The organism is Agarivorans sp. QJM3NY_33, from assembly GCF_050870865.2.
Taxonomy (GTDB): Bacteria; Pseudomonadota; Gammaproteobacteria; order Enterobacterales; family Celerinatantimonadaceae; genus Agarivorans.
In genome coordinates this window covers 4231295-4255817 of record NZ_CP194039.2, presented here as the reverse complement: position 1 = coordinate 4255817, position 24523 = coordinate 4231295, and the positions used below count along the sequence as shown (strand labels likewise).

At 46.8% G+C, this 24523-nt stretch carries 21 protein-coding genes; 14 read left to right on the top strand and 7 right to left on the bottom strand.

The features are described 5' to 3' along the window. Positions 1 to 18: 18 nt before the first annotated feature. The 13 genes from ACRRSY_RS19075 (at position 19) to tldD (ending at position 17082) form a co-directional block, all read left to right on the top strand. A complete protein-coding gene (locus tag ACRRSY_RS19075; protein ID WP_432460152.1) occupies positions 19 to 519 on the top strand; it encodes a pilus assembly FimT family protein in 501 nt (166 codons plus the stop codon). Further along, on the top strand, positions 509 to 1057 hold the full coding sequence (locus ACRRSY_RS19070) for a type IV pilus modification PilV family protein (protein WP_432463815.1): 549 nt from the start codon (positions 509 to 511) through the stop codon (positions 1055 to 1057). The genes ACRRSY_RS19075 and ACRRSY_RS19070 overlap by 11 nt, the downstream gene beginning before the upstream one ends. Further along, positions 1057 to 1869 carry a PulJ/GspJ family protein gene (locus tag ACRRSY_RS19065; protein WP_432463814.1) on the top strand — a complete coding sequence of 271 codons (813 nt, stop codon included), beginning with the start codon at positions 1057 to 1059 and terminating at the stop codon, positions 1867 to 1869. The genes ACRRSY_RS19070 and ACRRSY_RS19065 overlap by 1 nt, the downstream gene beginning before the upstream one ends. Then, on the top strand, positions 1841 to 2308 hold the full coding sequence (locus ACRRSY_RS19060) for a hypothetical protein (RefSeq protein ID WP_432463813.1): 468 nt from the start codon (positions 1841 to 1843) through the stop codon (positions 2306 to 2308). Before ACRRSY_RS19065 ends, ACRRSY_RS19060 begins: the two co-directional genes overlap by 29 nt. Beyond that, positions 2305 to 5838 carry a DUF6701 domain-containing protein gene (locus ACRRSY_RS19055; protein ID WP_432463812.1) on the top strand — a complete coding sequence of 1178 codons (3534 nt, stop codon included), beginning with the start codon at positions 2305 to 2307 and terminating at the stop codon, positions 5836 to 5838. Before ACRRSY_RS19060 ends, ACRRSY_RS19055 begins: the two co-directional genes overlap by 4 nt. A 596-nt stretch (positions 5839 to 6434) precedes the next feature. Beyond that, positions 6435 to 7478 (top strand): rod shape-determining protein, encoded by a 1044-nt coding sequence (locus ACRRSY_RS19050; RefSeq protein WP_432455991.1) that lies wholly within the window; start codon positions 6435 to 6437, stop codon positions 7476 to 7478. 80 nt (positions 7479 to 7558) lie between these two features. Next, on the top strand, positions 7559 to 8374 hold the full coding sequence (gene mreC, locus ACRRSY_RS19045; protein WP_432455992.1) for a rod shape-determining protein MreC: 816 nt from the start codon (positions 7559 to 7561) through the stop codon (positions 8372 to 8374). A gap of 28 nt (positions 8375 to 8402) precedes the next feature. Continuing rightward, positions 8403 to 8888: a rod shape-determining protein MreD gene (gene mreD, locus ACRRSY_RS19040; protein WP_432455993.1), complete on the top strand. Its 486-nt coding sequence runs from the start codon at positions 8403 to 8405 to the stop codon at positions 8886 to 8888. Continuing rightward, complete coding sequence (locus ACRRSY_RS19035) at positions 8873 to 9463, top strand: Maf family protein (protein ID WP_432463811.1); 591 nt, start codon at positions 8873 to 8875, stop codon at positions 9461 to 9463. Before mreD ends, ACRRSY_RS19035 begins: the two co-directional genes overlap by 16 nt. 6 nt (positions 9464 to 9469) lie before the next feature. After that, positions 9470 to 10939: a ribonuclease G gene (rng, locus tag ACRRSY_RS19030; RefSeq protein WP_432455995.1), complete on the top strand. Its 1470-nt coding sequence runs from the start codon at positions 9470 to 9472 to the stop codon at positions 10937 to 10939. 4 nt (positions 10940 to 10943) lie between these two features. Beyond that, on the top strand, positions 10944 to 14807 hold the full coding sequence (locus ACRRSY_RS19025) for a YhdP family protein (protein ID WP_432463810.1): 3864 nt from the start codon (positions 10944 to 10946) through the stop codon (positions 14805 to 14807). Then, on the top strand, positions 14807 to 15631 hold the full coding sequence (locus ACRRSY_RS19020; protein ID WP_432460145.1) for a carbon-nitrogen hydrolase family protein: 825 nt from the start codon (positions 14807 to 14809) through the stop codon (positions 15629 to 15631). The genes ACRRSY_RS19025 and ACRRSY_RS19020 overlap by 1 nt, the downstream gene beginning before the upstream one ends. Before the next feature lie 5 nt (positions 15632 to 15636). Then, positions 15637 to 17082, top strand: coding sequence for a metalloprotease TldD (tldD, locus tag ACRRSY_RS19015; protein ID WP_432455998.1), 1446 nt, complete (start codon positions 15637 to 15639; stop codon positions 17080 to 17082). Positions 17083 to 17106: 24 nt separating this feature from the next. On the opposite strand, the gene yjgA is transcribed toward tldD, so the two are convergent. Continuing rightward, positions 17107 to 17613 carry a ribosome biogenesis factor YjgA gene (yjgA, locus tag ACRRSY_RS19010; RefSeq protein ID WP_432463809.1) on the bottom strand — a complete coding sequence of 169 codons (507 nt, stop codon included), beginning with the start codon at positions 17611 to 17613 and terminating at the stop codon, positions 17107 to 17109. Positions 17614 to 17987: 374 nt separating this feature from the next. Between yjgA and pmbA the strand changes: the two genes are divergently transcribed. Next, positions 17988 to 19325, top strand: a complete 1338-nt coding sequence (gene pmbA / locus ACRRSY_RS19005; protein WP_432456000.1) for a metalloprotease PmbA — start codon at positions 17988 to 17990, stop codon at positions 19323 to 19325. 177 nt (positions 19326 to 19502) lie between these two features. On the opposite strand, the gene mgtE is transcribed toward pmbA, so the two are convergent. From mgtE to ACRRSY_RS18975, 6 genes are all read right to left on the bottom strand, one after another. Beyond that, positions 19503 to 20864, bottom strand: coding sequence for a magnesium transporter (gene mgtE, locus ACRRSY_RS19000; protein WP_432456001.1), 1362 nt, complete (start codon positions 20862 to 20864; stop codon positions 19503 to 19505). Between the two features lie 237 nt (positions 20865 to 21101). Next, positions 21102 to 21371 carry an HPr family phosphocarrier protein gene (locus tag ACRRSY_RS18995; protein WP_432463808.1) on the bottom strand — a complete coding sequence of 90 codons (270 nt, stop codon included), beginning with the start codon at positions 21369 to 21371 and terminating at the stop codon, positions 21102 to 21104. Continuing rightward, positions 21358 to 22215, bottom strand: a complete 858-nt coding sequence (gene rapZ / locus ACRRSY_RS18990; protein WP_432456003.1) for an RNase adapter RapZ — start codon at positions 22213 to 22215, stop codon at positions 21358 to 21360. Before rapZ ends, ACRRSY_RS18995 begins: the two co-directional genes overlap by 14 nt. Positions 22216 to 22241: 26 nt before the next feature. Continuing rightward, entirely contained in the window at positions 22242 to 22685 is a 444-nt protein-coding gene (ptsN, locus tag ACRRSY_RS18985; protein ID WP_432456004.1) for a PTS IIA-like nitrogen regulatory protein PtsN, read from the bottom strand. An 8-nt stretch (positions 22686 to 22693) separates the two neighbouring features. Further along, positions 22694 to 22981: a ribosome hibernation promoting factor gene (gene hpf / locus ACRRSY_RS18980; RefSeq protein WP_432456005.1), complete on the bottom strand. Its 288-nt coding sequence runs from the start codon at positions 22979 to 22981 to the stop codon at positions 22694 to 22696. Between the two features lie 26 nt (positions 22982 to 23007). Next, positions 23008 to 24513 (bottom strand): RNA polymerase factor sigma-54, encoded by a 1506-nt coding sequence (locus tag ACRRSY_RS18975; protein ID WP_432456006.1) that lies wholly within the window; start codon positions 24511 to 24513, stop codon positions 23008 to 23010. Between the last annotated feature and the right edge of the window lie 10 nt (positions 24514 to 24523).

Sequence of the window (24523 nt, the reverse complement as noted above, 5' to 3'; positions counted from 1 at the left end):
AGCCTTTATTAATTTTGGGTGCACTTGCATATCCCGCTAAGACCTCATTGCCGTTATACCGGTTTCACTCTGGTTGAACTGGTGATTACTCTCATCTTAATCGCTATTTTGGCGGTGACGGTGGCCCCAAAGTTTTTACGTAGTGGTGTTGATGAACTGAGTTTACGCGAGCAACTGGTGAGTCGTTTGCAGTTGGTGCAAACTCAGGCGATGAATAGCTATCCGGATGAGAATAATAACCATCAGCGCTGCTTCTTCCTGCAAATTGATGCCCACTCCTATTATTCTGGTGAAATTGATACGAGTGGTCGTTGCCGTGACCAGCCCATCGGTCCGACCACGGTCGAATTCTCCGAGCGACTCACGGTGAGTCAGGGAAAGCTGGTATTTAATGGCATGGGGCGAGTTATTCTCGCCGACTCCAGCCTGTGTCGTCGCCTGCCTTGCCGCATTACTATTCAGGGAGAGCAAAGCCAAGCCATTGTGATTGAGGCGGAGGGTTACATTCATGCCGAATAAGCATGTTGTGAGCCGTGCGGTGGTGCGCGGGTTTACCCTGATTGAGCTGGTGGTTGGCATGGTGGTCATGGCGATAGCACTGGTGGTGATTAGCTCTTTTATGGCGCCCTTGGCGCGGCGTAGCATCGATCCGGTTTATCAGATCCGCGCCGCTGAGTTGGGATCCAGTCTGATGAATGAGATCTTGACCAAATCCTTTGATCAGCGCTCTGATCATACTGGCGGAGGCCTCTGGCGTTGCGGCGAAGCGTCTGCACCAACCGCTTCTCAAATTTGTACGACTAGCGCAAATTATGGTCCCGATGGCGAGAGCCGTGCGCAGTATAACGATGTGGATGATTATGTGACCGATGGTCGGTATATCACCATCGACGATAGTCTGGGCGTCGATTTAGCCGATGTGTATCGTCATTATAGTTATCGAGTGGCGATTGATAGTTCGGAGCATGGGCAAAATCAGGCGAAACGGATTGACCTGTGGGTGAGAGCACCTAATTCGGTAGACTATGCTTTTAGTGCCTATCGGTGGAATTACTGATGAAGCGCCCGAGCGGTTTCACCCTCATCGAATTAGTGCTCACCATGGTACTGCTGGCGATTTTAGCCATCGCCAGCAGTGATTTTATTCGTACCGGTAGCTTAATTTATCGCCAAGGGGCCGACCGCCAGGTATTGCTCGGCGAGGCTCGTTTTGCCCTGCAGCGCTTGAGTCGGGAGTTACATAATAGCTTGCCCAATAGTGCTCGCTTGGATCCCAATAAGAATAATCAAGCTGATTATTGCCTGAGTTTTGTGCCAACGCTTTCCAGTCATACCTATATTGACCTGCCCATTGCCCCGAATAGTGCAGTTTCTGCCAGTGTGGTCACTTCCCCAAGCCAGCCGGTGGTCACGGCGCAGGGCAATGCTTGGGCTAGTGTTTATGTATTAAGTAGCAATGAAGTTTTAAATGGCGCGGGTCAGTTGCTCGATGTTAGCTGTGATTTAGAGACCGGCAAAGTGTTTTGTCTAAATAGCATGAGCGCAGATGCGGGGTCAGGGCTGAGTACGCTCAATTTTGCCAATCCGGTGAGTTTTGCCAGTGGTTCTCCAGCGCAGCGTTTGTTTATTCTTAGTGAGCCGGTGCGCTACTGTGTCGAAGGCAGCAATTTAATCCGTTACCAGCCAGCGAGTGCTACCAATGGGGTGTTGATGGCGAGTAAACTACAGATGCCAAGCTCGGTTCAGCCGTTTCGGGTTGTTGAGCCCAGCTTAACCCGAAACGGTTTAGTGAATCTGCGGCTGGCCTTTGTTGAAAATAATGAAGTAGTGGAATTTAATCATGACATTGTGGTGCTCAACCAACCGTAGTTTGTATCGCTTACCCAGTCGGTGCGACCGCCAGCGCGGTAGCGCTTTGCTGGTGGCTTTGTTTGTGATTGTGGTGATGGCGCTGCTGGGGGCGGGCTTAAGCAGCATGATCCAAGATACTTCGCGCAATGCCGCCTGGGAGGTCTTGGGCACCCGGGCCAACCTGGCCGCGGCATCGGGCTTGGAGCAGGCCTTGTCCGAGTTATTTCCGCTTAATCTGCCTAATCCTGCTGATTGTGCCGACGTGAACTCAAATCCCACGTTGACCGGTGAAGGTTTTGCCAACTGTCGTGTGCAGCTTCGCTGTAATCGCCTGGCGGTCTCGGCGGTGGGGTTATCTGATACGCGCTTTTTTGATTTGAGCGCCACCGCCAGCTGTGGCGCAGGTGGGGTGGCGGTACAACGCAGCCAAAGGGTACAGACCCGGAGTTCCTTATGAACTATTTAAAGCAGGTTGTTCGTTTGTTGTTTGATGGTGCTTCTGGTTTGGCCTTAAGCTTATTGGTGTCATACAGTGTTTGGGCGGTGGAATGTGGTGAAGTGTTCTCAGGGCCAATCGCGTCTTCAGCGCCAAATTCGGTACTTTCCATCGGTTATGAAGCGCAAATATTTGGTTCCAATCAAGGTCAGTTGGATGTTGCGGATATAGATAACGAGGGTTCTTTCACATATACCTGTCCTGACGCCAACCGAGATTGCCGGGTAAGCGGTGAGTTAGCTAATGACGGGACTAATGTTGCCGTTAAGAAAAAGAATCAAGGCCAGTCAGTCAATGTTGGTTATCAAGAGAGCATCACGCTTGGTGGCGGGGCCTACAACACCGATAATTTTGGCGATATTCGAGGCGGCACGCGAAGTGTCATTACTTTTTCAAGCCAACGCGATGAGTATTTCATCAAAAATATTGCTCTGGATTACCAGAGTATTTTGCGCCTTTCACCAGGAAGCTATTGGATCGATGGAAATTTTGATCTCGGGGGTAATGCAAAGCTCGAAGTGCTGGGCAACAGCGGTACCGTTAAAATCTTTGTTAAAGAACACTTTATTACTGGCTATCAATCGCAACTTAATTTCAATGGCAATCCACTACGATTGGCGATTTATACGCGAGACAGAATTGAATTAGCTCAGGAGACCAAAGCTGCATTTGTTGCTTATGCTCGAAAAAATATTCGCCTAGGTTACCAAGCCGAAGTCAGCGGAGCCTTATTCTCTCGACACAAAAGTATAGACTTCGCCCAAGGCAGCAAAGTTTACGGTGCTGCAAATGCTGGCGAAGTCGATTTTTCGCCGATGTGTGAAGGCACATATACCCCACCGCCAGTTTGTCCTGCGGGATTGAATTTTTCTACTTATGATAGTCGCCCTTGGAATAGTGAGCGAAAACAGCGTTCGCCCGAAAATGCTAAGCAGTACCAGAAGCTTGTTAAGCAACAAGCGGTAGAGAAACACTATTTAGGCAGCTCTATTTTAACTCGGATTAATGGTGGCGGCCGAGATGTGAATCCTCACAGTTCACAACAAGATTACTACCTGGGAATTATCAGCGGTTATTTGAATGCCCCAGAATCAGGGACTTACCAGTTTGCGGTGGATGGGGATGATGCAGTTGAGCTGCTGATTGATGAGCAAGTGGTCACTGGCTACTATGGTCTACATAGTAAATCTGAACAACCGCAAAATCGAGTCTCTCTGAACTTGGCAAAAGGTTGGCATAAAGTTGAGTTTCGATATCATGAACATACAGGTAATGAGTATTATTATCTGTATTGGCAAAAACCTAGTGAGCATCGCTTAACTATTATTCCTGCGAGTCAATTTCAAACCTGTATTGGTGACCCGCCGGTGGGGGAGGCGGCGCTAAAACTGGAAGTGGCCTCTATCGGCTTAAGTTGTGAAGCGCATACCGTTACTTTAACCGCGCTGCTGGATGGTGCGGTTGATCAAAGCTTTCTCGGCTCGGTGGATTTAAGCAGCAGTAGCGGTAATGGCGAATGGGCAATCCTCAATCAGGCCAACAACGGTTATGGCAGCTTAAGCCCGAGTATGAATGGTGCGGCTCAGTATACTTTTGCAGCCGATGATCAAGGTCAAGTGCAGTTGAGTATCTTTCACGCCCTTGAGGGGCAGACCAGTCTGAAAGCTCAGGATGGCAGTATTTTTGATAGTCAGAATGTTGATTTTAAAGCCTACGGTTTCAAAACTGAACTAAGCGGCAGCTATGGGGAGAACCCGCATATTGCGAATACTGATGCGCGTTTGCGCTTAACCGCCGTGGGTAAAAATCAAGATGGCCCGGGCTGTGCGCAGATCGTCAATTATGCGGGCGAGAAATCGCTATCTTTTTGGAGTGACTACCTAAACCCCAGTCAGGGCTCGCAGGGCTTGAGTGTGAAGGGGACTTTAGTGGGCGCAGCAGAGGGTGAGGCGAGCGATGTGAAGGTTCAGTTTACCGCTGGTCAAAGCGAGAACATCGCCTTGGTTTATCCCGATGCTGGCAAGATTGCGGTAAATTTTCGGGATAAAAATGACAGTATAGATGATGAGGGTCTGCAGACCTTACGTGCCAGTGTCAACCTGGATTGGCTGCCAGAGCGTTTTGTTTGGAGCGATGTTCGCTCCCCAAGCGGGAAGGAGAACCCGCAGGGGACGGCCTCAAGCGGGGATGGCTTTGTTGCCGCCGGCGCGCCCTTTGAGGCTGAACTGGTGGCGCTGAAGGGCAATTGCGATGGCCCGCTTACAGATTGTACCACGGCTAATTTTAAGCCCGAGTCGAGTCAGGCGGTGAAAGTCAGTCATCAATTAAATACTCCACTCGATCCCGATGGGAGTGGCCCTATAGAGGTGTTTGATGGTGAGCTAACGGTAGCTGATGTGACTTGGGAAAATGGGCGGGCGACTTATGAGGGTTTAGCCTGGAATGAGGTGGGGAGTATCGCCTTAAAGGCGCAGCTTGTCTCTTATCTCGATTATACTTTTCCACTGACCGCGGCCAATGGCGAGGTATTTACGCCGCAAGGCAGCGTTGATGTAGGCCGCTTTTATCCGGCATATTATGGCCTTGACTCCTCAGATATTCGCGCGGGCTGTGGCAGTTTTACTTATTTGGGTCAACCGCAACAACAGTTAAGCTGGAAGATTGGCGCCTATAATACTGGTGGAGACTTGGTTAAGAATTATGATTCAGCTACCGATTATCGGGTGCAGGTGGTGGCTCAGGGCGGGGAGCCCAAGGATCATTGGCAGTTAGGTGGTTTGAGTGATGAGCAGGTGAATCAACGCTGGCTCATCGACCCGGTGCCGCAAGGCTGGTCGCAAGGCTGGTTTGAGCTCTCTTCCCCCGTAAGTTCCGGTTTAACTAAGCGCGAAGGCGTGGTTGGCGAAGAGCCGATTCGCGACATGGAGATTGGACTGGTTTTAATCGATCAAGATGGCGCGCAGTTTAACTGTAATGACGATGGTAGTTGTTCCTTAGGTCAAGCGCCGGAGTTTCGCCACGGGCGTTTGCGTTTGAACAATGCTTATGGCTCTGAGTTGCAGCCGATCGCGGCAACTGGTGAGGTGCAATATTTCTTAAATGGCCGTTATCAAGCCAATACTGAGGATACTTGTACCGATGTGAGTCAGAATATACTACAGGTTGCGCCCGAAGCGGCGGCACTGCCCCCGAACTTAGAAACAATTGCAGCTGTGGGGGAAGGAGCCAGCCGTGTGAAGGTCAGGTCGTCTGCGATAAATCAGGGCATTTTGTGGTTTGACTTTGCTTCTCCGGGGCAAAATAACACCGGCAGCGTGCAGTATTGGTTAGACTTCAATCCTGATCATCATCCTGCTAACCTTTGGTTGCGCGATGACTGGAATGGAGACGGCCGTTTCGATGATAATGATGATCAAGCCGGCGCAGGAGAAGTGAGTTTTGGGATCTTCCGCCAGAGTGAGCGCGTGATTGAGCGGCGGATGATCTATTAAACAAAGCGTTTCGTGTTCAGTGAGCATCAGAACTTAAGGTTTGTGTCTCGCGTTGGTCAATCAGCTTGATGCAGTTGTTGGGATTTTCTTAGTGCAAGCTTATGATTTGGCTTATTTTTATTTGCTAGGCTTCGCTTAATTTTTTTGCGGTTTTTTTTGTTTCAAAGTGAGTGGTCGCTTGTTGTAAGGGCTGTTAAGAGGCGAGACTTAAGCCATGTTTTATAACAAAAGTAGAGCGATTGGAGCTCAAGCTTGAGGCTTCAGTGGATTGATACGGCATCAGCCAATTCAGATTCGCGGTTGCACTTTACTGGCTTGGCTTAGCCAAACGAGCGATCAGTATCACCAGATGAGTCGCAGCTATCGGGCTCAATTGATATACGGCCTTACTCATCTGCTTGAAAGTTTATCGATCCTGCTGTTTTGTTTATAAAATGTGCAACACCGCTGTGGTGAAGTCTGATCTTCGGTGATAGTCCTCACTATACTTTGTTTGAAACCAGAGTATGCTTGCTCATCTTGGCCTGCATTGGTAAAGTGAGCCAAGTTTTAATCGCTTATCATCGATACTATTTCTTCTCAGGATTTGCCTAGCTATGTTTAAAAAGCTTCGAGGCTTGTTTTCTAACGATTTGTCTATTGACTTAGGAACAGCTAATACACTTATTTATGTTAAAGATCAGGGGATCGTGCTTAACGAGCCTTCAGTTGTCGCGATTCGTCAAGAACGTGGTGGTAGCCCTAAAAGTGTAGCGGCTGTAGGACATGCCGCCAAGCAAATGTTGGGGCGTACTCCCGGTAATATTTTAGCGATCCGTCCTATGAAAGACGGTGTGATTGCCGATTTCTATGTGACCGAAAAAATGTTGCAGCATTTCATCAAACAGGTTCACGATAATAACTTTTTACGCCCAAGCCCACGGGTCTTGGTGTGTGTGCCTTGTGGTTCTACTCAGGTTGAGCGCCGCGCCATTCGTGAATCGGCGATGGGTGCAGGTGCCCGAGAGGTGTATTTAATTGATGAGCCAATGGCCGCTGCGATTGGTGCAGGTTTACCGGTATCGGAAGCGACCGGATCGATGGTCGTGGATATTGGTGGCGGGACCACCGAAGTGGCTATTATCTCATTGAATGGAGTGGTTTATTCATCTTCGGTACGGATCGGCGGTGATAAGTTCGACGATGCGATTATTAATTACGTGCGCCGCAATTATGGCAGCTTGATTGGCGAAGCAACTGCAGAACGCATTAAACACGTGATTGGTTCTGCCTATCCTGGCGATGAGGTGCGCGAAATAGAAGTTCGCGGGCGTAATTTAGCGGAAGGTGTGCCAAGAAGTTTCACCTTGAATAGCAATGAAATTTTAGAAGCCCTGCAAGAGCCTTTATCTGGCATTGTGAGTGCGGTGATGGTTGCCTTAGAGCAAAGCCCGCCGGAGTTAGCTTCAGATATTTCTGAACGTGGCATGGTATTGACCGGTGGCGGTGCTTTGGTGCGTGATTTAGATCGTTTACTCATGGAAGAAACCGGTATTCCGGTTGTTGTTGCTGATGATCCGCTCACGTGTGTTGCTCGTGGTGGTGGTAAGGCCATTGAAATGATCGATATGCATGGCGGCGATTTATTTCATTACGAATAAATCCGCTGCAATGGCGAGTGCTTGATTAGCCTCGCCATTTCTCTTCTAAATCACTCAGAAAATTATTCAGGTAAAGACCGATGAAACCCATCTTCGGCTCAGGTCCATCTATAGAACTTCGCCTTTTATTGGCGATTGCCTTGTCTTTATTTCTTATCTTCGCCGACAGTAAACTATTGGCCTTTCAGCCTTGGCGGATCTATTTGCATTCATTGGTCAGTCCTTTGCAATATATTGCCAATATGCCGGGTCAGTTGATGGATTCAATGTCTGATCAGTTGGAGACTCGTCAACAGCTAAAACAGCAGAATAACATCTTAAAAGAACAGCTGTTGCTGAATCGGGCGGATCAGTTATTGTTGGAAAGTTTAGCCAAGGAAAATGCTCGTTTACGCGCCTTGCTGGGCTCGCCTGTGCGTCACGATAGTCGCAAGCTGGTGGCCGAAATTATGGCGGTGGATTCGGATCCATTTTCTCATCAAGTGGTGATCGACAAAGGTCAACTTGATGGTGTGTTCGAAGGTCAGCCGGTGATTAACGATGTGGGAGTGATTGGCCAGGTACTACATGTGGGCACCACCACCAGTCGAGTACTATTGATCACCGATGCCAGTCATGGCATTCCAGTGCGGATTGCCCGTAATGACATCCGGGCGGTGGCGAATGGCACCGGAGAGCTGGGTCGGTTACAGTTACCGCATATTCCGCGTAGTACTGATATTGTTGAAGGCGATGTATTAGTCACATCTGGTTTGGGGGGGGTATTTCCTGAAGGTTATCCGGTTGCGCTGATTAGTCGTTTTGCTTATCAAGAGGGCAAGCCCTATGCTGATGTGGTTGCGACGCCCTTGGTTCAGTTAGATCGTTTACGTTATTTATTATTGATTTGGCCGTGATAGTGGGTTCGGCAACAAAGGCTTTTGCATGTTAGAAAAAATTAATGGTCGCGGGACCATTCTCTGTTGTCATTTAATTGCCTTAATATTGGCGATTATTCCCTTGCCTTTGGTCGCCGATGCTTTTCGTCCCGACTGGGTATTGCTGGGGGTGTTTTATTGGACCATTGCCTTACCGCATCGCAGTAATGTGGGGAGTGCGTTTTTAGTCGGATTTATCCTTGATATTCTGCTGGGTTCAACTTTGGGTGTTAGGGCGCTTGCGATGTCGATCGTCGCCTATCTTGCGGCGACCAATTTTACCCGTTTACGCAATTTTTCGGTGTGGCAACAAGCCTTGGTTGTTGCTGTGATGGTTGCCCTTGCGAAGTTGGTGGTATTTTGGGCCGAATATTTAGTGCTGGATATACATCTGCCTGAGGGGTATTTCTATCCTGTGATTACTTCTGCGGTTGCTTGGCCATGGATATTCTTATTGTTACGTAAATTGCGTCGCCAATGGAAAATAACGTGAAGCAAGCTTACCCGCTGATTTTGGCTTCGGCCTCCCCCCGAAGAATCGAGTTACTCACTCAGTTGGGCTGGGCCTTTAGTGTGCAAGCGGCCGATATTGATGAAGCGGTGTTAGCAAATGAAACGCCAGAGCAATTAGTGAGGCGTTTGGCGGAGCAAAAGGCGGCGGTTATATATCGTCAGCAAACGGATGCGAACAGCGCAGTGCTGGGGTCGGATACAATCGTAGTTTGTCAGGGGCAGATTTTAGGGAAACCAAAAGATCAGGCCGATAGTCAACGAATGCTTCAGTTGTTAAGTGCCAAGCAGCATCGAGTGATGACTGCTGTGTGTTTGTATTATCAAGATCAGCCCCATACCGAATTGGTCACCACTCAGGTGAAGTGCTGTGCTATTTCTATGCAGCAAATGAGCGACTATTGGGCTAGCGGCGAACCCTGCGATAAAGCAGGGAGTTATGCGATCCAAGGGATCGGTGGTAAATTTGTTGAAGCGATTGAGGGCAGCTATAGCTCGGTGGTCGGGCTTCCCTTAGTTGAAACCGATCGTTTACTTCATTGTTATTTAACTTGCTAGGTTACTATGTCAGCAGAATTATTGATTAACGTCACTCCAACTGAAACCCGTGTTGCTTTAGTCGATAGCGGGATCTTGCAAGAAACGCATGTTGAGCGTGATGCGCGTCGTGGAATTGTTGGCAACATGTATAAAGGGCGAGTGAGCCGAGTGCTACCTGGAATGCAAGCTGCATTTGTTGATATCGGTTTAGATAAAGCGGCTTTCTTGCATGCATCGGATATTGTGCCCCATACCGAATGTGTGGATGTTACCGAGCAAGAACACTTCCAAGTGGGTAATATCGCCGAATTGGTTCGCCAAGGTCAAGATATTATGGTGCAGGTGGTGAAAGATCCCTTAGGCACTAAAGGGGCTCGTTTAACCACCGATATTACGCTGCCTTCACGCTATTTAGTTTTTATGCCGGGCAGCAGCCATGTTGGTGTCTCACAACGTATTGAGAGCGAGGAAGAACGGGAACGGCTGAAAGATATTTGTGCCGATTTTGTGGACGAACTGGGTGGTTTTATCATTCGTACTGCAGCCGAAGGGGTTGGCGCAGAAGAGCTAGAGCGAGATGCTGCTTTCTTAAAGCGGGTATGGCGTAAAGTTTTACAACGAAAAGAAAGCTCCGCCTGCAAAAGCCAGTTGTACGCAGAGCTAAATTTAGCTCTGCGTATTATTCGTGATTTTGTCGGCACTCACTTGGATCGGATCCGAGTAGATTCTCGGGAAACCTATGAACAATTGATTTCTTTTTGTGCTGAATTTGTGCCCGAGTTTACCGAGATCCTAGAGTACTATGCCGGTGAGCAACCTATTTTTGATTTGTTTGATATTGAAAACGAAATCCAACGTGCCTTAAAACGCCGAGTTGATTTAAAGTCGGGTGGGTATTTGATCATCGATCAAACTGAAGCGATGACCACCATTGATATTAATACCGGCGCTTTTGTCGGCCACCGAAATCTTGAAGAAACAATTTTTAATACCAATATCGAAGCGACACAATCAATTGCTCGTCAATTACGTTTACGTAATTTAGGTGGTATTGTGATCATCGACTTCATCGATATGTCTGAGACGGAACACCAGCGCCGAGTGTTGCATAGTCTAGAGCTCGCCTTAGCAAAAGATCGTGCGAAAACCAATATCAGTGGTTTTTCACAGCTTGGTTTGGTGGAGATGACGCGTAAGCGTACTCGAGAAAGTATTGAACATATTCTTTGCGGCGAGTGTCCAACCTGTCGTGGTCGTGGAACTGTGAAAACAGTAGAAACGGTTTGTTATGAGGTTTTACGGGAGGTGATACGGGTGAACAGAGCTTATGATGCTGATAATTTCATCGTGTATGCGTCGACTCAAGTTGCGGAGATGTTAGTGGGTGAAGAGTCCCATAGTTTGGCGGAGCTAGAGGTGTTTATTGGCAAGCAAGTGAAGATCCAAACTGAACCGATGTATAGCCAAGAACAATTCGATGTGGTCTTAATGTAGATCTATGTTGAAGGCTTTCTCCCGAAGTGCTCGTCAATGTTGGCATGGTTTAGCGCTATTATTAGTTATTGTTGCCGTGTGCTTAAGTTTAGCTCGCGGCATTTTAGCATTTGCCAGCCATTATAAAGATGACATTGCCGCTTGGTTGATTAAAGGGCAGGACGCTAGCCTGAGTATTGGTCAGCTTAATGCTCGTTTACATAATTTCCGTCCGATGTTGGTATTTGAAAATAGCCAAATTGCCATCGGTAAAGATCGTGATACTCAGTTTCACGTTGATGCCTTAATGCTAGAACTAGATCTTTGGCAAACACTGGAACAGAGAAAGGTGGTGTTTAAAGATTTGGTGCTAGATGGCTTGAGTTTTCAGCTGGATGTAGCACCTTCTGAATCAGAAGAAACGATCGATTACTCACATTCTTATCAAGCGATTGCTGATACCTTTTTGGAGCAGTTAACTCGTTTTAGCCTCACCAATAGTATCATCCTACTGAACTTCCCTGAGCATCAACTTAAACTCGATATTGCGAATTTGGATTGGCTGAATAGTAATGGCCTCCATCAGGGCGATGGAGAAGTGCGGATCGGTCAAGGTTTGGAGAGTGGACGGGTTAAATTTCGAGTGGACTTAAGCGGTGATGCCAGTCAAATAAAGCAGTTGAGCGGGCATTTTTTCGCGGAAGCGGAACATCTTAATGTAAATACCATCCCGCTACTTTCAGGGAAAGTTTCCAGCCAATTGAGCAGTGACTTAAATCTTTCGTTATGGGGCGATTTTGGTGCGAAACAGCAGCAACGTTGGGTCATGCAATGGCAGCCGAGTAGTGTATTCTGGGGAGCAGAAGAATTACAGCAGCTGCACATTAACGGTGGTTTGTTACAGGCGCTGCAAGTGGGTCAACAATGGCGGGTGGATAAACTGCCGTGGGTACTGAACATGAATGGTCAGCCCAACAGTGACTTTGACTTACAGGCTGTGGTGAGTCAACAGCGGCAACTTTGGCAGATCCAACATTTGGATCTTGCAGCCTGGTCTGGCGCGATAGATTGGTTGGCTGCCGGTAAGCAAGATATTGCATGGTCGAAATTGCTACAAGCGGGTACTCTGGAGCAATTGAAGCTTGAATACTTACCGCTTAGCAAGCAGTGGCAATATCAGGCGCAACTATCGGATTTAAGCGCTCAAGGGCAGTCTTTTATTCCAAGTTTTGAGCAGTTAAATGTTCACTTAGCGGGTGATGAACAAAGGGCTCAAGTGCATTTTAAGCAACAGGGGAAGTTTGGCCTGGCGGTTCAATTTGCTGAAACCTTTGAAATCGAGGCTTTTGATTCAGTGGTAAATATCGATTTTGCTGATTCAGCGCTTCGCTTAAGTAGTGCCTATACTCAGTTACGAACCCCTGAATTAGATCTGCTCGCCCAGTGGTCTTTGCAATGGCCAAAGCAGGGTCAATGGCCATTACTCAGCCTAATCGCCAACGCAGAAGTTAAAGATGCGGCAAAAGCCTATCGTTATTATCCCAAAATTATGCCGGGTAAGGTGTTCGATTACCTTAAACCAGCCTTATTAGCGGGCCAAGCCAAGCATAGTCAGGTGTTGTGGTACGGACAACTCAATCATTACCCCTATCAGCAACACGATGGTATCTTTCAAGCTTTTGTTCCACTGAAAGATGCCCGTTTTAAATTTGACCCTCATTGGCCAAACCTAGAGAAGCTGCAGCTTGATCTACTGTTTCAAAATGATGGCTTGTTTATGGAAAGCAACCAAGCGCTCTTGGGAGCGGTACCAGCACAACGGATTACTGCGAGTATTCCTGAATTTCACCATGATTCAGAGTTATTTATCACTGGTGATATCAAGGCGCCCGCAAAGGCCGTGGCTGACTATTTGATGCAATCTCCGGTCACAGCCTTAAGTAGTAGCTTGCAGCAATTGCCGTTAAGCAATGGTGATGTTGCGGGGCAGGTGTATCTTCATATCCCCTTATCTGGCGGCGAAGTAGAAGTGAATGGTCATGTTGACTTTTTGGGTAATAATTTGGCCATTATTCCGACTGGGATGAAGCTTAACCAACTCAAAGGACGGCTGTCTTTTCAAAATGAGAAGTTGCATAGTAATAAACTCAGTGCGATTTGGCGTGGCATGCCGCTGGATGTAAAATTAAAGACTGAGGCACAAGCGGCTCATTATCAGCTTGATTTCGATCTCGCTGGGCGTTGGAAAATCAACGCAGCAGAGCGCGCTTTTGGTTTACCTTTAAGCGAGTATGCGACAGGTGACTTAGCCTGGCAGGGTGATCTAAATATTCAGTTGAAGCCGCAAGGCTTATTTGACTATCGTGGTGATTTTCGCTCTGAATTACTGGGTTTAGCATCACGGCTTCCCGCGCCCTTGGGGAAAACTAAAACGCAGCTCTGGCCAACAGCCTTAAGTGTGAGTGGTAATAATCAAGCCAGTGATATTCGTTTGGAAAGCAATCAGTTGGTCTCCGCAGAGCTGACATTAAGTTATCAAAATGAGCAGAAAAAAATCACTCATGGTCTACTGAATCTGGGCGCCAATAATGATCTGCTTTGGCAGGGCAATGGTTTAGCGATGTCTTTTGATTTTGCTGAACTTGAACTGCAACCTTGGTTGAAGTGGATGAAACAACAAGCTAATTTTGTTCCGCAAGAAAAACTGAGTGACTTTCGCAACGTGAGTTTTGAGCGCCCGCCCCTCATGTTTATTCGCGGCAAGGTTCAGCAAGCTCATTTATTGGAACAAGATCTCGATAATTTTGATTTTGCCTATCTTCCTTTGAGTAAAACTCAGTTGCAAATTAGTTCGGATCAATTGTTGGCAAGTATTGCTGCGCCCTCTCAGCCCAGTCTCGAAATGCCAGTACAGGTCAAGATTGAAAAAGCCATATTACCGAATTTGAAGTTTAGTCTTGAGCCTGACAACCGCGCCTCTGAGTCGGCGGATTCGGAATCATTGTTCGCCCCTGAGCCGGTTTCGTTATTGCAACGATTACCGCCTTTTGTGCTTGAATGTGATGCTTGCCAATTTGCAGATTATCGTCTGGGTAAGCTTAAGCTGGATATGCCAATAGTGGATCATCGTCTGGAAAATGGTCGCTTATGGATTGATTGGGGACATAGTCAGCTCACTTCTGCGTTGTTTTGGACCGAAAGCGAACACGGAGAACAAGCGGGAGTGGCTGGAACTTTGAATAGTGACAGCATGGAGCAGATGATTGAAACGATGGGCATAACCAGCCCACTCAAAAGAACGCCGGCAAACTTTAGCTTTGACCTTAGCTGGCAAGATGCACTTTATCGGCCTCAAAAAGGGTCTCTAGATGGCAAACTATCGATGAAAACAGGTAGTGGTGCCCTCACCGAAATGAGCGATAAAGGTACTCGCTTATTGACTTTAGCTAGTCTCGATACGATTCGACGACGTTTGAAACTTGATTTTAGTGACGTGTTTGAGAAGGGCCTGCACTTTGATTCAATGAGTGGCTCGATCAATTTAAAACATGGGGTAGCTGATAACCAAGATTTTTATTTAGACGGGGTCGCCGGTACCATGCGTGGTAAAGGAAAAGTTGATTTTGGGGATGGTAAAGTTGATTATTTAGTAAGTTATTCACCTAAAGTGACTTCTAGCTTACCCGTTTTAGCCGCTTTTTTGGTTACCCCTGTGACGGGGGTTGCAGTACTTGCGCTATCGAAGTTACTTGAGCCGGTGGTGGAAGTGGTGACTCAAATTGATTTTGCTCTTAAAGGTAATATTCGCCAGCCTGAATTAATTGAATTAGAACGCGTGAAACAAAAAATTGAAGTCCCCGATGAGTTTAGAAAGGAGAACGCACGTTAATGAATTTACTTGCCTTACAAATGAATTCGAGTGCCAACTTAGCTGACAACCTACAACAGGCAGAGCGCTTGCTCGCTCAGGCTAAACCACAAAGCGGAGATTTGGTGCTTTTGCCGGAAAATTTTGCGGCTTATGGGGCAGGGGAGCAGGGATATATGCAGCTGGCGGAAGCTTTAGGCGATGGACCGATCCAACAATGGCTCGCCGAGCAAGCTAAGCGCTATGGAATATATTTGGTGGCAGGCAGTATGCCAACGCTGGCCGAAGATGACACCCGTTGCTATACCTCATCTTTGGCTTTTTCCCCTCACGGCAAATTACTTCAGCATTACCACAAGTTGCATTTATTTGATGTTGATGTCGCCGACAATGTGGGGGCTTATCGAGAGTCAGATTATTTTATCGCGGGTCAGAATTTGGCGTGGTTTGATATTGGTGAATATCGAGTTGGGATGGCGATTTGTTTTGATTTGCGTTTCCCTTATTTATTTCAGCTGTTGCGCGAACAGGGCTGTGATATTGTATTACTACCAGCTGCATTCACCGCAGTGACGGGAGAGGCGCATTGGGGACCTTTATTACAGGCCCGAGCGATCGAAAATCAATTTTATTTGGTGGCGGCTAATCAAGCTGGCACCCACCATAACCAGCGTCAAACGTGGGGCCATTCGATGGTAGTTGACCCTTGGGGACGTTGTTTAGATATACAAGCGAGCGGAGAGTCTATGGCGCGAGCCGAATTTAATCCGCAGTTAATTCAACAAGTGAGAAGCAGTATGCCAGTGTCGTTGCACGGGCAATTACATTTAGGGTGGAGAAAATAATCACTATGTCGTTTGAAAAAGTCAGTCAATCCTTACTCTTGCCAAGTGGCATTGGCGAACAAGAGTTGAGCTTAGCGCTGGCTGAAGTGGCGAAGAACCAAATAGATTATGCCGATTTGTACTTTCAACATAGTCGACATGAGTCTTGGGTTTTAGAAGATGGCATCGTGAAAGAAGGCAGCTATAACATTGAACAAGGGGTTGGGGTTCGTGCGATCAGTGGAGAGCAGACCGGTTTCGCCTACTCGGATGTGATTAATCCCAATGCTTTAATGCAGACTTGTCAGGCGGCCAGAGGGATCAGCTCGCCAGCCTCAAGGGGCAACTTAAAGCCTTTTAAACGGGTCGCAGCGGAACAGTATTATCAAGCCAATAACCCCTTGGTTAGTTTATCTAATCAACAGAAGATTGCCTTATTAGAACGCGCCGACAAGTATGCTCGTAGCTTAGATCCTGCGGTTAACCAAGTGATCGTGAGCTTGAGTGGGGTCTACGAAGAAGTATTAATCGCAGCTAGTGACGGTACCTTAGCTGCGGATATTCGGCCATTAATTCGTTTCAATTGTAGTGTCTTAGTCGAACGTAAACAGCGCCGTGAACGCGGATCTGCGGGCGGTGGTGGACGTCAGAATTATAGTTATTTCCTTGAAGAAGTTGATGGCTGTGAACGGGCGATGGTTTATGTGAAAGAAGCGGTACGCCAAGCTTTAGTGAATTTAGAAGCGGTGGATGCCCCAGCCGGACTGATGCCAGTAGTTCTCGGTGCTGGCTGGCCAGGTGTGTTACTGCACGAAGCGGTGGGACATGGTCTGGAAGGTGACTTTAATCGTAAAGGGTCTTCGGCATTTTCTGGTTGTATCGGACAACAGGTAGCTTCGCCATTATGTACTATTGTTGATGATGGTACGCTTGCCAACCGTCGGGGATCGGTGAGTATTGATGATGAAGGTACGCCTGGGCAATATAATGTATTAATTGAAAACGGTGTTCTGAAAGGGTATATGCAAGATAAGCATAATGCTCAACTGATGGATACTCAGTCGACTGGAAATGGACGCCGAGAGTCTTATGCACATCTGCCGCTTCCTCGCATGACCAATACTTATATGTTAGGTGGTGAAAGTGAGCCTGAAGAACTCATCGCTTCGGTGAAAAAAGGTATTTACGCGCCTAATTTTGGCGGAGGTCAGGTGGATATAACCTCGGGTAAGTTTGTCTTTTCGGCTTCGGAAGCGTACCTCATTGAAGATGGTAAGATTACTACGCCAATAAAAGGGGCAACCTTAATTGGTAGTGGCCCTGAAGCGATGCAACAAGTGTCGATGGTGGCGAATGACCTGTGTTTGGATCAAGGGGTTGGAGTCTGTGGTAAGGAAGGACAAAGCATTCCTGTGGGGGTTGGCCAGCCGAGTTTGAAACTTGATCAGCTTACCGTTGGTGGCACTGCATAAATGAAAAGGGCCTTGGCCCTTTTTTTAAGAGTGTAATTTGAGATATTTAAGCAAGTCCTGGTGAGCCTTAGCTGGTTTTTGCTGCTCTAATTCTTTTTTGGCTTGGCGGACCAACTGGCGCAATTTTTGACGCTCTAACGTTGGATTTTTTTCGACTAAGGCATTAATCGCAGGATCCCCTTCTTCTATCAGCTGTTCTCGCCGTTTCTCTAGAGCTAACTGGGCCTGTGCTTGATAAATGTGTTTGTTGCGGATCTTATCTAAGCCAGCATTGATGCTTTCAATGTCTTCGCTTCTTAGTACTTTACCAATGTAATTCATATGGCGGCGTGCCGCTTCTCGTTTATCTTTCAAACGTTTGGCAAGGGCAATTGCTTCTCTTAAGGTTGCGCTCATGCTGATAGTCTCTATTTGTGGATTGGTTAAACCCACTAATTCGACACCCAATTTTTTCAGTTTATCGGCTTCACGCTTGATTTCTGATTTACTAATCCACTCATCTTCGTCTGTAAAGGACGGGTCATTACTCATTTTCTGTTACTCATAGAACTTTTCGCATATCTTACCAGTTCTTGGCTATGGCCGCTCGATGAGTTTTGTGGTGAAGAGGGTTTATCTTTAATGCTTACATTTGGGACTTGGCTGGTGGATTTTTGAACGGCGCTTTGGCTGTTGTTAGCTTGTCTCTCTGTGCCAAGCAGTAAGCGCTTATAAACGCTGGATCATGGCTTTGGCTAAAACCTTTGACTCTTTGTTGTAAGGCGTTTACTTATTGTTGCGAGGTGTTTGCTTAGAATGCTAAGCTGCATCACTTGAGCTGGGATAACATCCTAAGATCTCGAACGAAAATTGACCGCTATAGTTCAACAGGCCCGAGGGCCATACATGGAAATTAAAAAATCAAAATGAGCCCTGAAAAACAATCGAGCCAAGAACTCAGTCAATTAAAACAAGCTGTTGAGTTTGCGATTAAGCAAGCAAAACAGCTTGGCGCGGATGAAGCCGAAGTGTCGATTTCGAAACAAACGGGAATTTGTGTTGCGACTCGTGATCAACAAGTGGAAACCCTTGAGTTTAATCATGACGGTGCGCTGGGGATTGCGGTGTATTCGGCGAATTGTAAGGGCAGTGCCTCAACCTCAGATCTGAGTCCAGAAGCTATCACTAATGCGGTGAAAGCGGCTTATGATATCTCTCAATATACATCGGCGGATAAAGCGGCAGGGATTGCAGATAAAGCATTACTAGCAACAGATATTGCGGATCTAGAATTATTTCATCCTCACCCATTGGAGCCTGAAAAATTTATTGAATTAGCCAAGCAATGTGAAGGCTTAGCTTTGAGCAATTCGCAGATTAAGGCCAGTGACGGGGCGAATGTGAATAGTCACTACGGGGTGAAGGTTTATGGAAACAGCCATGGTTTTGTTGAAGGCTATCCAACCAGCCGCCATAGCATTAGTTGCATGTTGATCGCAGGTGATAAAGAGATGCAGCGTGATTACGCCTATAGCGTGGCGCGTGATTTTGCCGATTTAGACAGTATTCAACAACTGGCCGACAAGGCGATTAGTAAAACCTTAGGTCGCCTCGGTAGTCGTAAAATAGCGACTTGTGAGGTGCCGGTGGTGTTTGACCAAGAGGTCGCGAGTGGCTTATTTGGCCACCTCGTGGGGGCGATTAGTGGTGGTAATTTGTATCGCCGTTCGTCTTTTTTACTCGATAGTTTGGGCAGTCAGCTGTTCCCTAGTTGGTTGTCGATCTACGAGGATCCTTTTATTAAAAAAGGCTTATCAAGTACTCCTTTTGATAGCGAAGGCGTGGCCCCGAAAGCGACCCATATTATTGCTGATGGGCGTTTAGAGAGCTATTTGTTAACCAGCTACTCGGCACGTAAACTGGGTATGCAAAGTACCGGTCATGCTGGTGGGATCCATAATTGGTTAGTGCAGCACAGTGGGATCAATCGGGCTGATTTGCTGAAGCAAATGGGAACCGGTTTATTGGTGACAGAGCTGATGGGCCAAGGCGTTAATTTGGTCACCGGTGATTATTCTCGAGGCGCGGCTGGTTATTGGGTTGAAAATGGTGAAATTGCTTTTCCGGTACATGAGATTACGGTAGCCAGTACCTTGCCAGAGATGTTTGCCAATATAGTTGCCATTGCGGATGACTTCGATAAAGAAAGCTCAATTCAAACCGGTTCAATATTGATTTCTTCGATGAAGATTGCGGGTAGCTAGTACTTGTTACTCTTTCAGCGTCTATTTCTGTTTAAGATAAGCATTTTAACAGCGGCCTGTGGTATGCCGCTTTGTTTTCTCCGAAAATACAGCTCAAGCTTGCTTCAAAGATAAATTTTTCGTCAGCGCTTAGGCTGATTGATATTTAGTAGGAGCTGCGATTTAGATACTCCTGCCTTAAGCTAATACTAAGGTGGCCATACCTAAAAAGGAGAACAAGCCCATCACATCGGTGATGGTGGTTAAGGCCATTCCCCCCGCTAAAGCGGGGTCGATATTAAATTTTTTCATTAATAAGGGAATACTAACCCCAGCTAATCCGGCTAAGGACATATTAATGAACATCGCCCCAGCGATGATAATGCCTAAAGTCCAGTCACCTTTCCATAGGGTGATCACTACCGAAATAACACTCGCCCAAATTAAGCCATTTAACATACCGATTGCGGCTTCCTTACCGATCAACCAGCGAGAGTTGCCCTCGCCAATGTGGCCCACCGCAAGCCCACGGATCACGAGCGCTAAAGTTTGATTGCCAGCGATGCCACCCATACTAGGAACAATAGTCATTAAGATCGCTAGCGTTGCCAATTGTTCAATCGTTGATTCAAACATATTGCTAATCGACGCTGCAATTAAAGCCGTACAAAGATTCACCGCTAGCCAGACGGTGCGCCGTTGAGTACTTTTTAAGACCGGGGCGAAGGTATCCTCGTCATCGTCCATCCCCGCCATCCCCATCATCGAGTGTTCCGCATGCTCACGAATAATATCCACCACATCATCGATGGTAATTCGGCCTAACAAGCGCCCTTGTTCATCAACTACTGGGGCAGATATCCAGTCGTGGCGTTCAAACAGGGAAGCCACGTCATCTTCATCCATGGCGACCGGTATGGTTTCAGCATTACTATCCATTACCTCTCTGACGTTGACGCTTGGATTAACGGTGAGCAAGGTTGATAGTGGGATATCGCCGAGTAGTAAATCATTCTCATCGACAACATAAAGTGCATCCGTTGCTTCAGGAAGTTCGCCCCTAAGCCGCAAATAGCGCAATACAACATCAATACTGACATCTGCCCGCAGGGTGATGGTGTCGGTATTCATGATACTGCCAGCGGTGTCTTCTGGATAAGCGAGCGCAGCTTCGACTCGATGGCGGTCTTGGCCATCCATTTGCGACAATACCTCTTGATAGACACTATCGGGTAGGCTGCGAAGCACGTAGGCGATATCATCGGTGTCCATTCCCTCGGTCGCTGCAGCAAGGGTTTCGGGGGCCATTAATTGGAGTACCCCTTCCATGACATCTTCGTTTAATTCTTCGAGGATCTCACCGTGCTTTTCCGGATCGGTGAGTTGCCATAATACTTTTCGACCTGCGGGAGGGCTAGATTCTAATAGTAGAGCGACATCACAAGGCGGCATCTGATGAAGCATTCGCCTAACATGCACAAACATACCACTATCGAGCGCTTGGTTTAGCTCCTGTAGGCGTTTGTGTTGATTAGGATTTAACTCCATCTCTTCAGGCATAAGCGGTCCTTATAGTCGTGTAAAGATTAAACCACGCTTTTAGAGCGGGTGAACCTGTCGCGGATGGTACAAAGGTTTTCAGCGGAACCCTTTGGGTAACATGTGTCACAGTTTACGGCTTGAGTACCTGCATCAGTGCTGTTTCTACGCGATAGGCTCTGCCTTGTCCGCTACGATATAAATATTCACTAAAAATGCAACAGGACTTAGTGTAGCAGTTGCATCAATAAATTCGCGTTATTCCTCGTCGAAGTTTGCTTCAACGAGTTGTTGTATGGCATCGAGAGCAGCCTCTGCATCGTTACCTTCAGAGATTATCGTGAGGGTATTGCCTTGAGCGCTTGCCAATACCAGCAATCCCATCACGCTGGCAGCCGAAGCGGTTTTTTCCCCGTCAATAATACTTACTTCAGCTTCAAATTCTTGTACCAATTCGACCAGTTTGGTGGCTGGGCGAGCGTGTAAGCCCAGTTTGTTTTTTACGACGACTTGTCTAGTGAGTTTCAAGTTTATGTTCCAAAGTTCGATGGCGCCGCTGCACCTTACGTTTTTGACTAAAGTGTTCAGCCAGTTGTTCGGCGACATAAACACTACGATGTTGTCCGCCAGTACAACCAATTGCGATGGTCAGATAGGCGCGATTATTGGCTTCTAAATGCGGCAGCCAAGATCCTAATAAATCAGCGATTTGCTGGATGTACTGCTCTACAAGAGGCTGCTTGGCTAAATAATCTTTAACCGCTTGATCGAGACCGCATAAAGGTCGTAGTTCTTCTTGCCAGTGCGGGTTCGGTAAAAAGCGAGCATCAAATAGGTAATCGGCATCATTGGGTACGCCATTTTTAAAGCCAAAGGACTCAAACACCATAATTAATTGCTGTTGTTGTTCTCCGGTCACTCGCGATCGAATGAGCTGACTCAATTCATGTACGGATAAACGCGAGGTATCTATTCTTAGGTCAGCATTGCGAGAAATGGGGGCGAGCAGGGCGGTTTCAGATTCTATGGCCTTGGCTAGAGACATGTCGTTTTGACTCAGTGGATGAACCCGCCGAGTTTCACTGTAGCGGCGGATCAGTGCATCATCTTTCGCGTCGAGAAAAATACTTAATAGGTTAAGCTCAGAGCCTTCATCGCGAATTAGTTGACCGATGGGTGAGGGTTCATCAGGTAAATTTCGCACATCGATGCTAATGGCGACTTTGGTGTACTGTCTTTTTAGGTGTTCAATTAAAGGACGCCATAATACGACTGGTAAATTGTCGACACAGTAATAACCTAAATCTTCTAATACTCGTAGTGCGACCGTTTTACCTGAACCGGAGCGCCCGCTAACGATAATCAGTTCCATGATAACCCCTAATAACGATTAGAGTCTTAGGCTATCATGATCGTGTATAATTCGTCATCACTTTGTGCTGTACGAAGTTGTTTGCATATTTGCTTATCATTAAGTTTTTCAGCAACTTGAGCGAGAGTATTTAGATGTTGTTGACATTGGTCTTCGGGAACCAGTAAGGCAAATATTAAATCAACGGCTTGATTGTCAATGGCGTCAAAGGAAATCGCCGGAGTACAGCGTAATAATACTGCGGTCGCATGGTATTGATTGCCTATTCTACCGTGAGGGATCGCGATGCCTTGGCCAATGCCAGTACTGCCCATGCGTTCACGATTTAATAAACTTTCAAATATACTTTTAGATGTGGTGTCGAGTTGCTTCGCAACTAGTTCACTGATCAATTCCAATGCTCGTTTTTTTGACGAACATTGGACTGCACTTTGGGTGCAGTCCAAGCTTAGTACTTTATCTATTTGCATTACTATGACTAATGTTTGGTGAGTTTTTCTTTATGCTTAATGACTTGGCGATCGAGCTTATCGATGAGGCTATCGATGGCCGCGTACATATCAGCGTGTTCTGAAGTGGCGAATAATTCACCACCATTTAGGTGTATAGTGGCTTCGGCAATCTGATTCAGTTTTTCGACATTGAGAATAACATGGACATTATTAATTTGGTCGAATCGTCGTTGTAGCTTAGTAAACTTAGTGTGGACATATTCTCTCAAAGACTCAGTGATTTCTACGTGGTGTCCAGTAAGGTTAATTTGCATAGATGTCGTCCCCTTTATAGTGGCCTTTAAATAAGGCTCTTACGTTGGTTAGAAGGTGGAATAGCCAATGACTCACGATATTTAGCTATCGTACGCCTAGCCACCTTGATGCCTTGATCTGCCAAAATATCAGCGATTTTACTATCGCTGAGTGGTTTACTGGTATTCTCGGCAGCAACCAGTTTCTTAATTAATGCACGAATGGCTGTTGAGGAGCATTCTCCTCCACCATCGGTAGCCACATGGCTAGAGAAAAAGTATTTGAGTTCGAAGATCCCGCGAGGGGTATGCATGAATTTTTGAGTCGTGACCCTAGAGATCGTGGATTCATGCATTTCAACCGCTTCGGCAACATCATTCAATACCATCGGTTTCATGGCTTCTTCACCATATTCAAAGAAAGCTTGTTGGTGATGCACGATGCAATTAGAGACTTTCAGTAGGGTTTCGTTACGGCTTTCAATACTCTTGATGAACCATTTTGCTTCTTGCAGATGGCTGCGAATAAACTGGGTATCGTTGGCGTTGGTCGAGGTTTTAGTCATCGATGCATAATGTGAATTGATGCGTAGTTTTGGCATCGCGTCAGGATTGAGTTCAACCACCCAGCGACCTTGACGTTTAATCACCGAGACATCGGGAATTACGTATTGGGCTTGATTTGGTTCGACGGCATTACCAGGTCTTGGCTCTAAGGTGTGAATCAGCCGCATCACTTCGCGTAGCTGCTCCTCTTTTAACTTGGTTTTACGGGCCAATAAACGAAAATCTCGATTTGCTAATACGTCAATATGATTCGATACGATGTCTTTCGCTTCATTCAGCCAAGGTGTTTGTTCGCTGAAACGACTTAATTGGATGAGTAAGCATTCCTGTAGAGAGCGGGCAGCAATACCAACTGGATCGAAGTGCTGAATACGTTTAAGTACTGCTTCAATTTCATCTAACTCGACATCTAAATCATTATTTTCAATCGAACGTAGTCCCTCAAGTAATTGCTCACAATCTTGTGTCAGGTAACCTGATTGGTCGACTGCGTCGATGATGGCGAGGGCGATAGCTTGGTCTATTTCACTAAAAGGCGTGAGGCGCATTTGCCAGAGCAAGTGATCTTGTAAGGAGTCAACGGTTTCACCTTGAAACAACATGTCGTTGTCATCACTGCTGCTACCGGATGAAGAGCTGGCAGGAGCCGAGCTCGCGCTGTAAATGTCATCCCAAGTTGAGTCAACCGGAAGATCGTCTGCGACGGTATCTTGACTAATCGCATCGCCAGTTTCCATCTGGCTGCTATCGATCTCCGTTTGGCTATTGTTTGCATCACTATTTTGCTCGCTGGCTGATTTAAATTCAGCCGAGTCTGCGTCATTTGCTTGCGCTTCATCTGCTTCTAGCAGAGGATTACTCTCCAAAGCTTCTTGGATTTCCTGCTGCAGATCCAGCGTCGAAAGCTGGAGTAAGCGTATGGCCTGTTGTAACTGGGGGGTCATGGTTAATTGCTGACCAAGACGCAACTGCAAAGATGCTTTCATTAATTACCGC

Coding starts and splice junctions, on each gene's coding strand:
- rng (WP_432455995.1), top strand. CDS start 9,470: ATGTCAGCAGAATTATTGATTAACGTCACTCCAACTGAAACCCGTGTT.
- rapZ (WP_432456003.1), bottom strand. CDS start 22,215: ATGGAACTGATTATCGTTAGCGGGCGCTCCGGTTCAGGTAAAACGGTC.
- ACRRSY_RS19065 (WP_432463814.1), top strand. CDS start 1,057: ATGAAGCGCCCGAGCGGTTTCACCCTCATCGAATTAGTGCTCACCATG.
- ACRRSY_RS18975 (WP_432456006.1), bottom strand. CDS start 24,513: ATGAAAGCATCTTTGCAGTTGCGTCTTGGTCAGCAATTAACCATGACC.
- yjgA (WP_432463809.1), bottom strand. CDS start 17,613: ATGAGTAATGACCCGTCCTTTACAGACGAAGATGAGTGGATTAGTAAA.
- ACRRSY_RS19020 (WP_432460145.1), top strand. CDS start 14,807: ATGAATTTACTTGCCTTACAAATGAATTCGAGTGCCAACTTAGCTGAC.
- pmbA (WP_432456000.1), top strand. CDS start 17,988: ATGAGCCCTGAAAAACAATCGAGCCAAGAACTCAGTCAATTAAAACAA.
- mreD (WP_432455993.1), top strand. CDS start 8,403: ATGTTAGAAAAAATTAATGGTCGCGGGACCATTCTCTGTTGTCATTTA.
- hpf (WP_432456005.1), bottom strand. CDS start 22,981: ATGCAAATTAACCTTACTGGACACCACGTAGAAATCACTGAGTCTTTG.
- ACRRSY_RS19035 (WP_432463811.1), top strand. CDS start 8,873: ATGGAAAATAACGTGAAGCAAGCTTACCCGCTGATTTTGGCTTCGGCC.
- ACRRSY_RS19025 (WP_432463810.1), top strand. CDS start 10,944: ATGTTGAAGGCTTTCTCCCGAAGTGCTCGTCAATGTTGGCATGGTTTA.
- tldD (WP_432455998.1), top strand. CDS start 15,637: ATGTCGTTTGAAAAAGTCAGTCAATCCTTACTCTTGCCAAGTGGCATT.
- ACRRSY_RS19055 (WP_432463812.1), top strand. CDS start 2,305: ATGAACTATTTAAAGCAGGTTGTTCGTTTGTTGTTTGATGGTGCTTCT.
- mreC (WP_432455992.1), top strand. CDS start 7,559: ATGAAACCCATCTTCGGCTCAGGTCCATCTATAGAACTTCGCCTTTTA.
- ACRRSY_RS19070 (WP_432463815.1), top strand. CDS start 509: ATGCCGAATAAGCATGTTGTGAGCCGTGCGGTGGTGCGCGGGTTTACC.
- mgtE (WP_432456001.1), bottom strand. CDS start 20,864: ATGCCTGAAGAGATGGAGTTAAATCCTAATCAACACAAACGCCTACAG.
- ACRRSY_RS19060 (WP_432463813.1), top strand. CDS start 1,841: ATGACATTGTGGTGCTCAACCAACCGTAGTTTGTATCGCTTACCCAGT.
- ACRRSY_RS19050 (WP_432455991.1), top strand. CDS start 6,435: ATGTTTAAAAAGCTTCGAGGCTTGTTTTCTAACGATTTGTCTATTGAC.
- ptsN (WP_432456004.1), bottom strand. CDS start 22,685: ATGCAAATAGATAAAGTACTAAGCTTGGACTGCACCCAAAGTGCAGTC.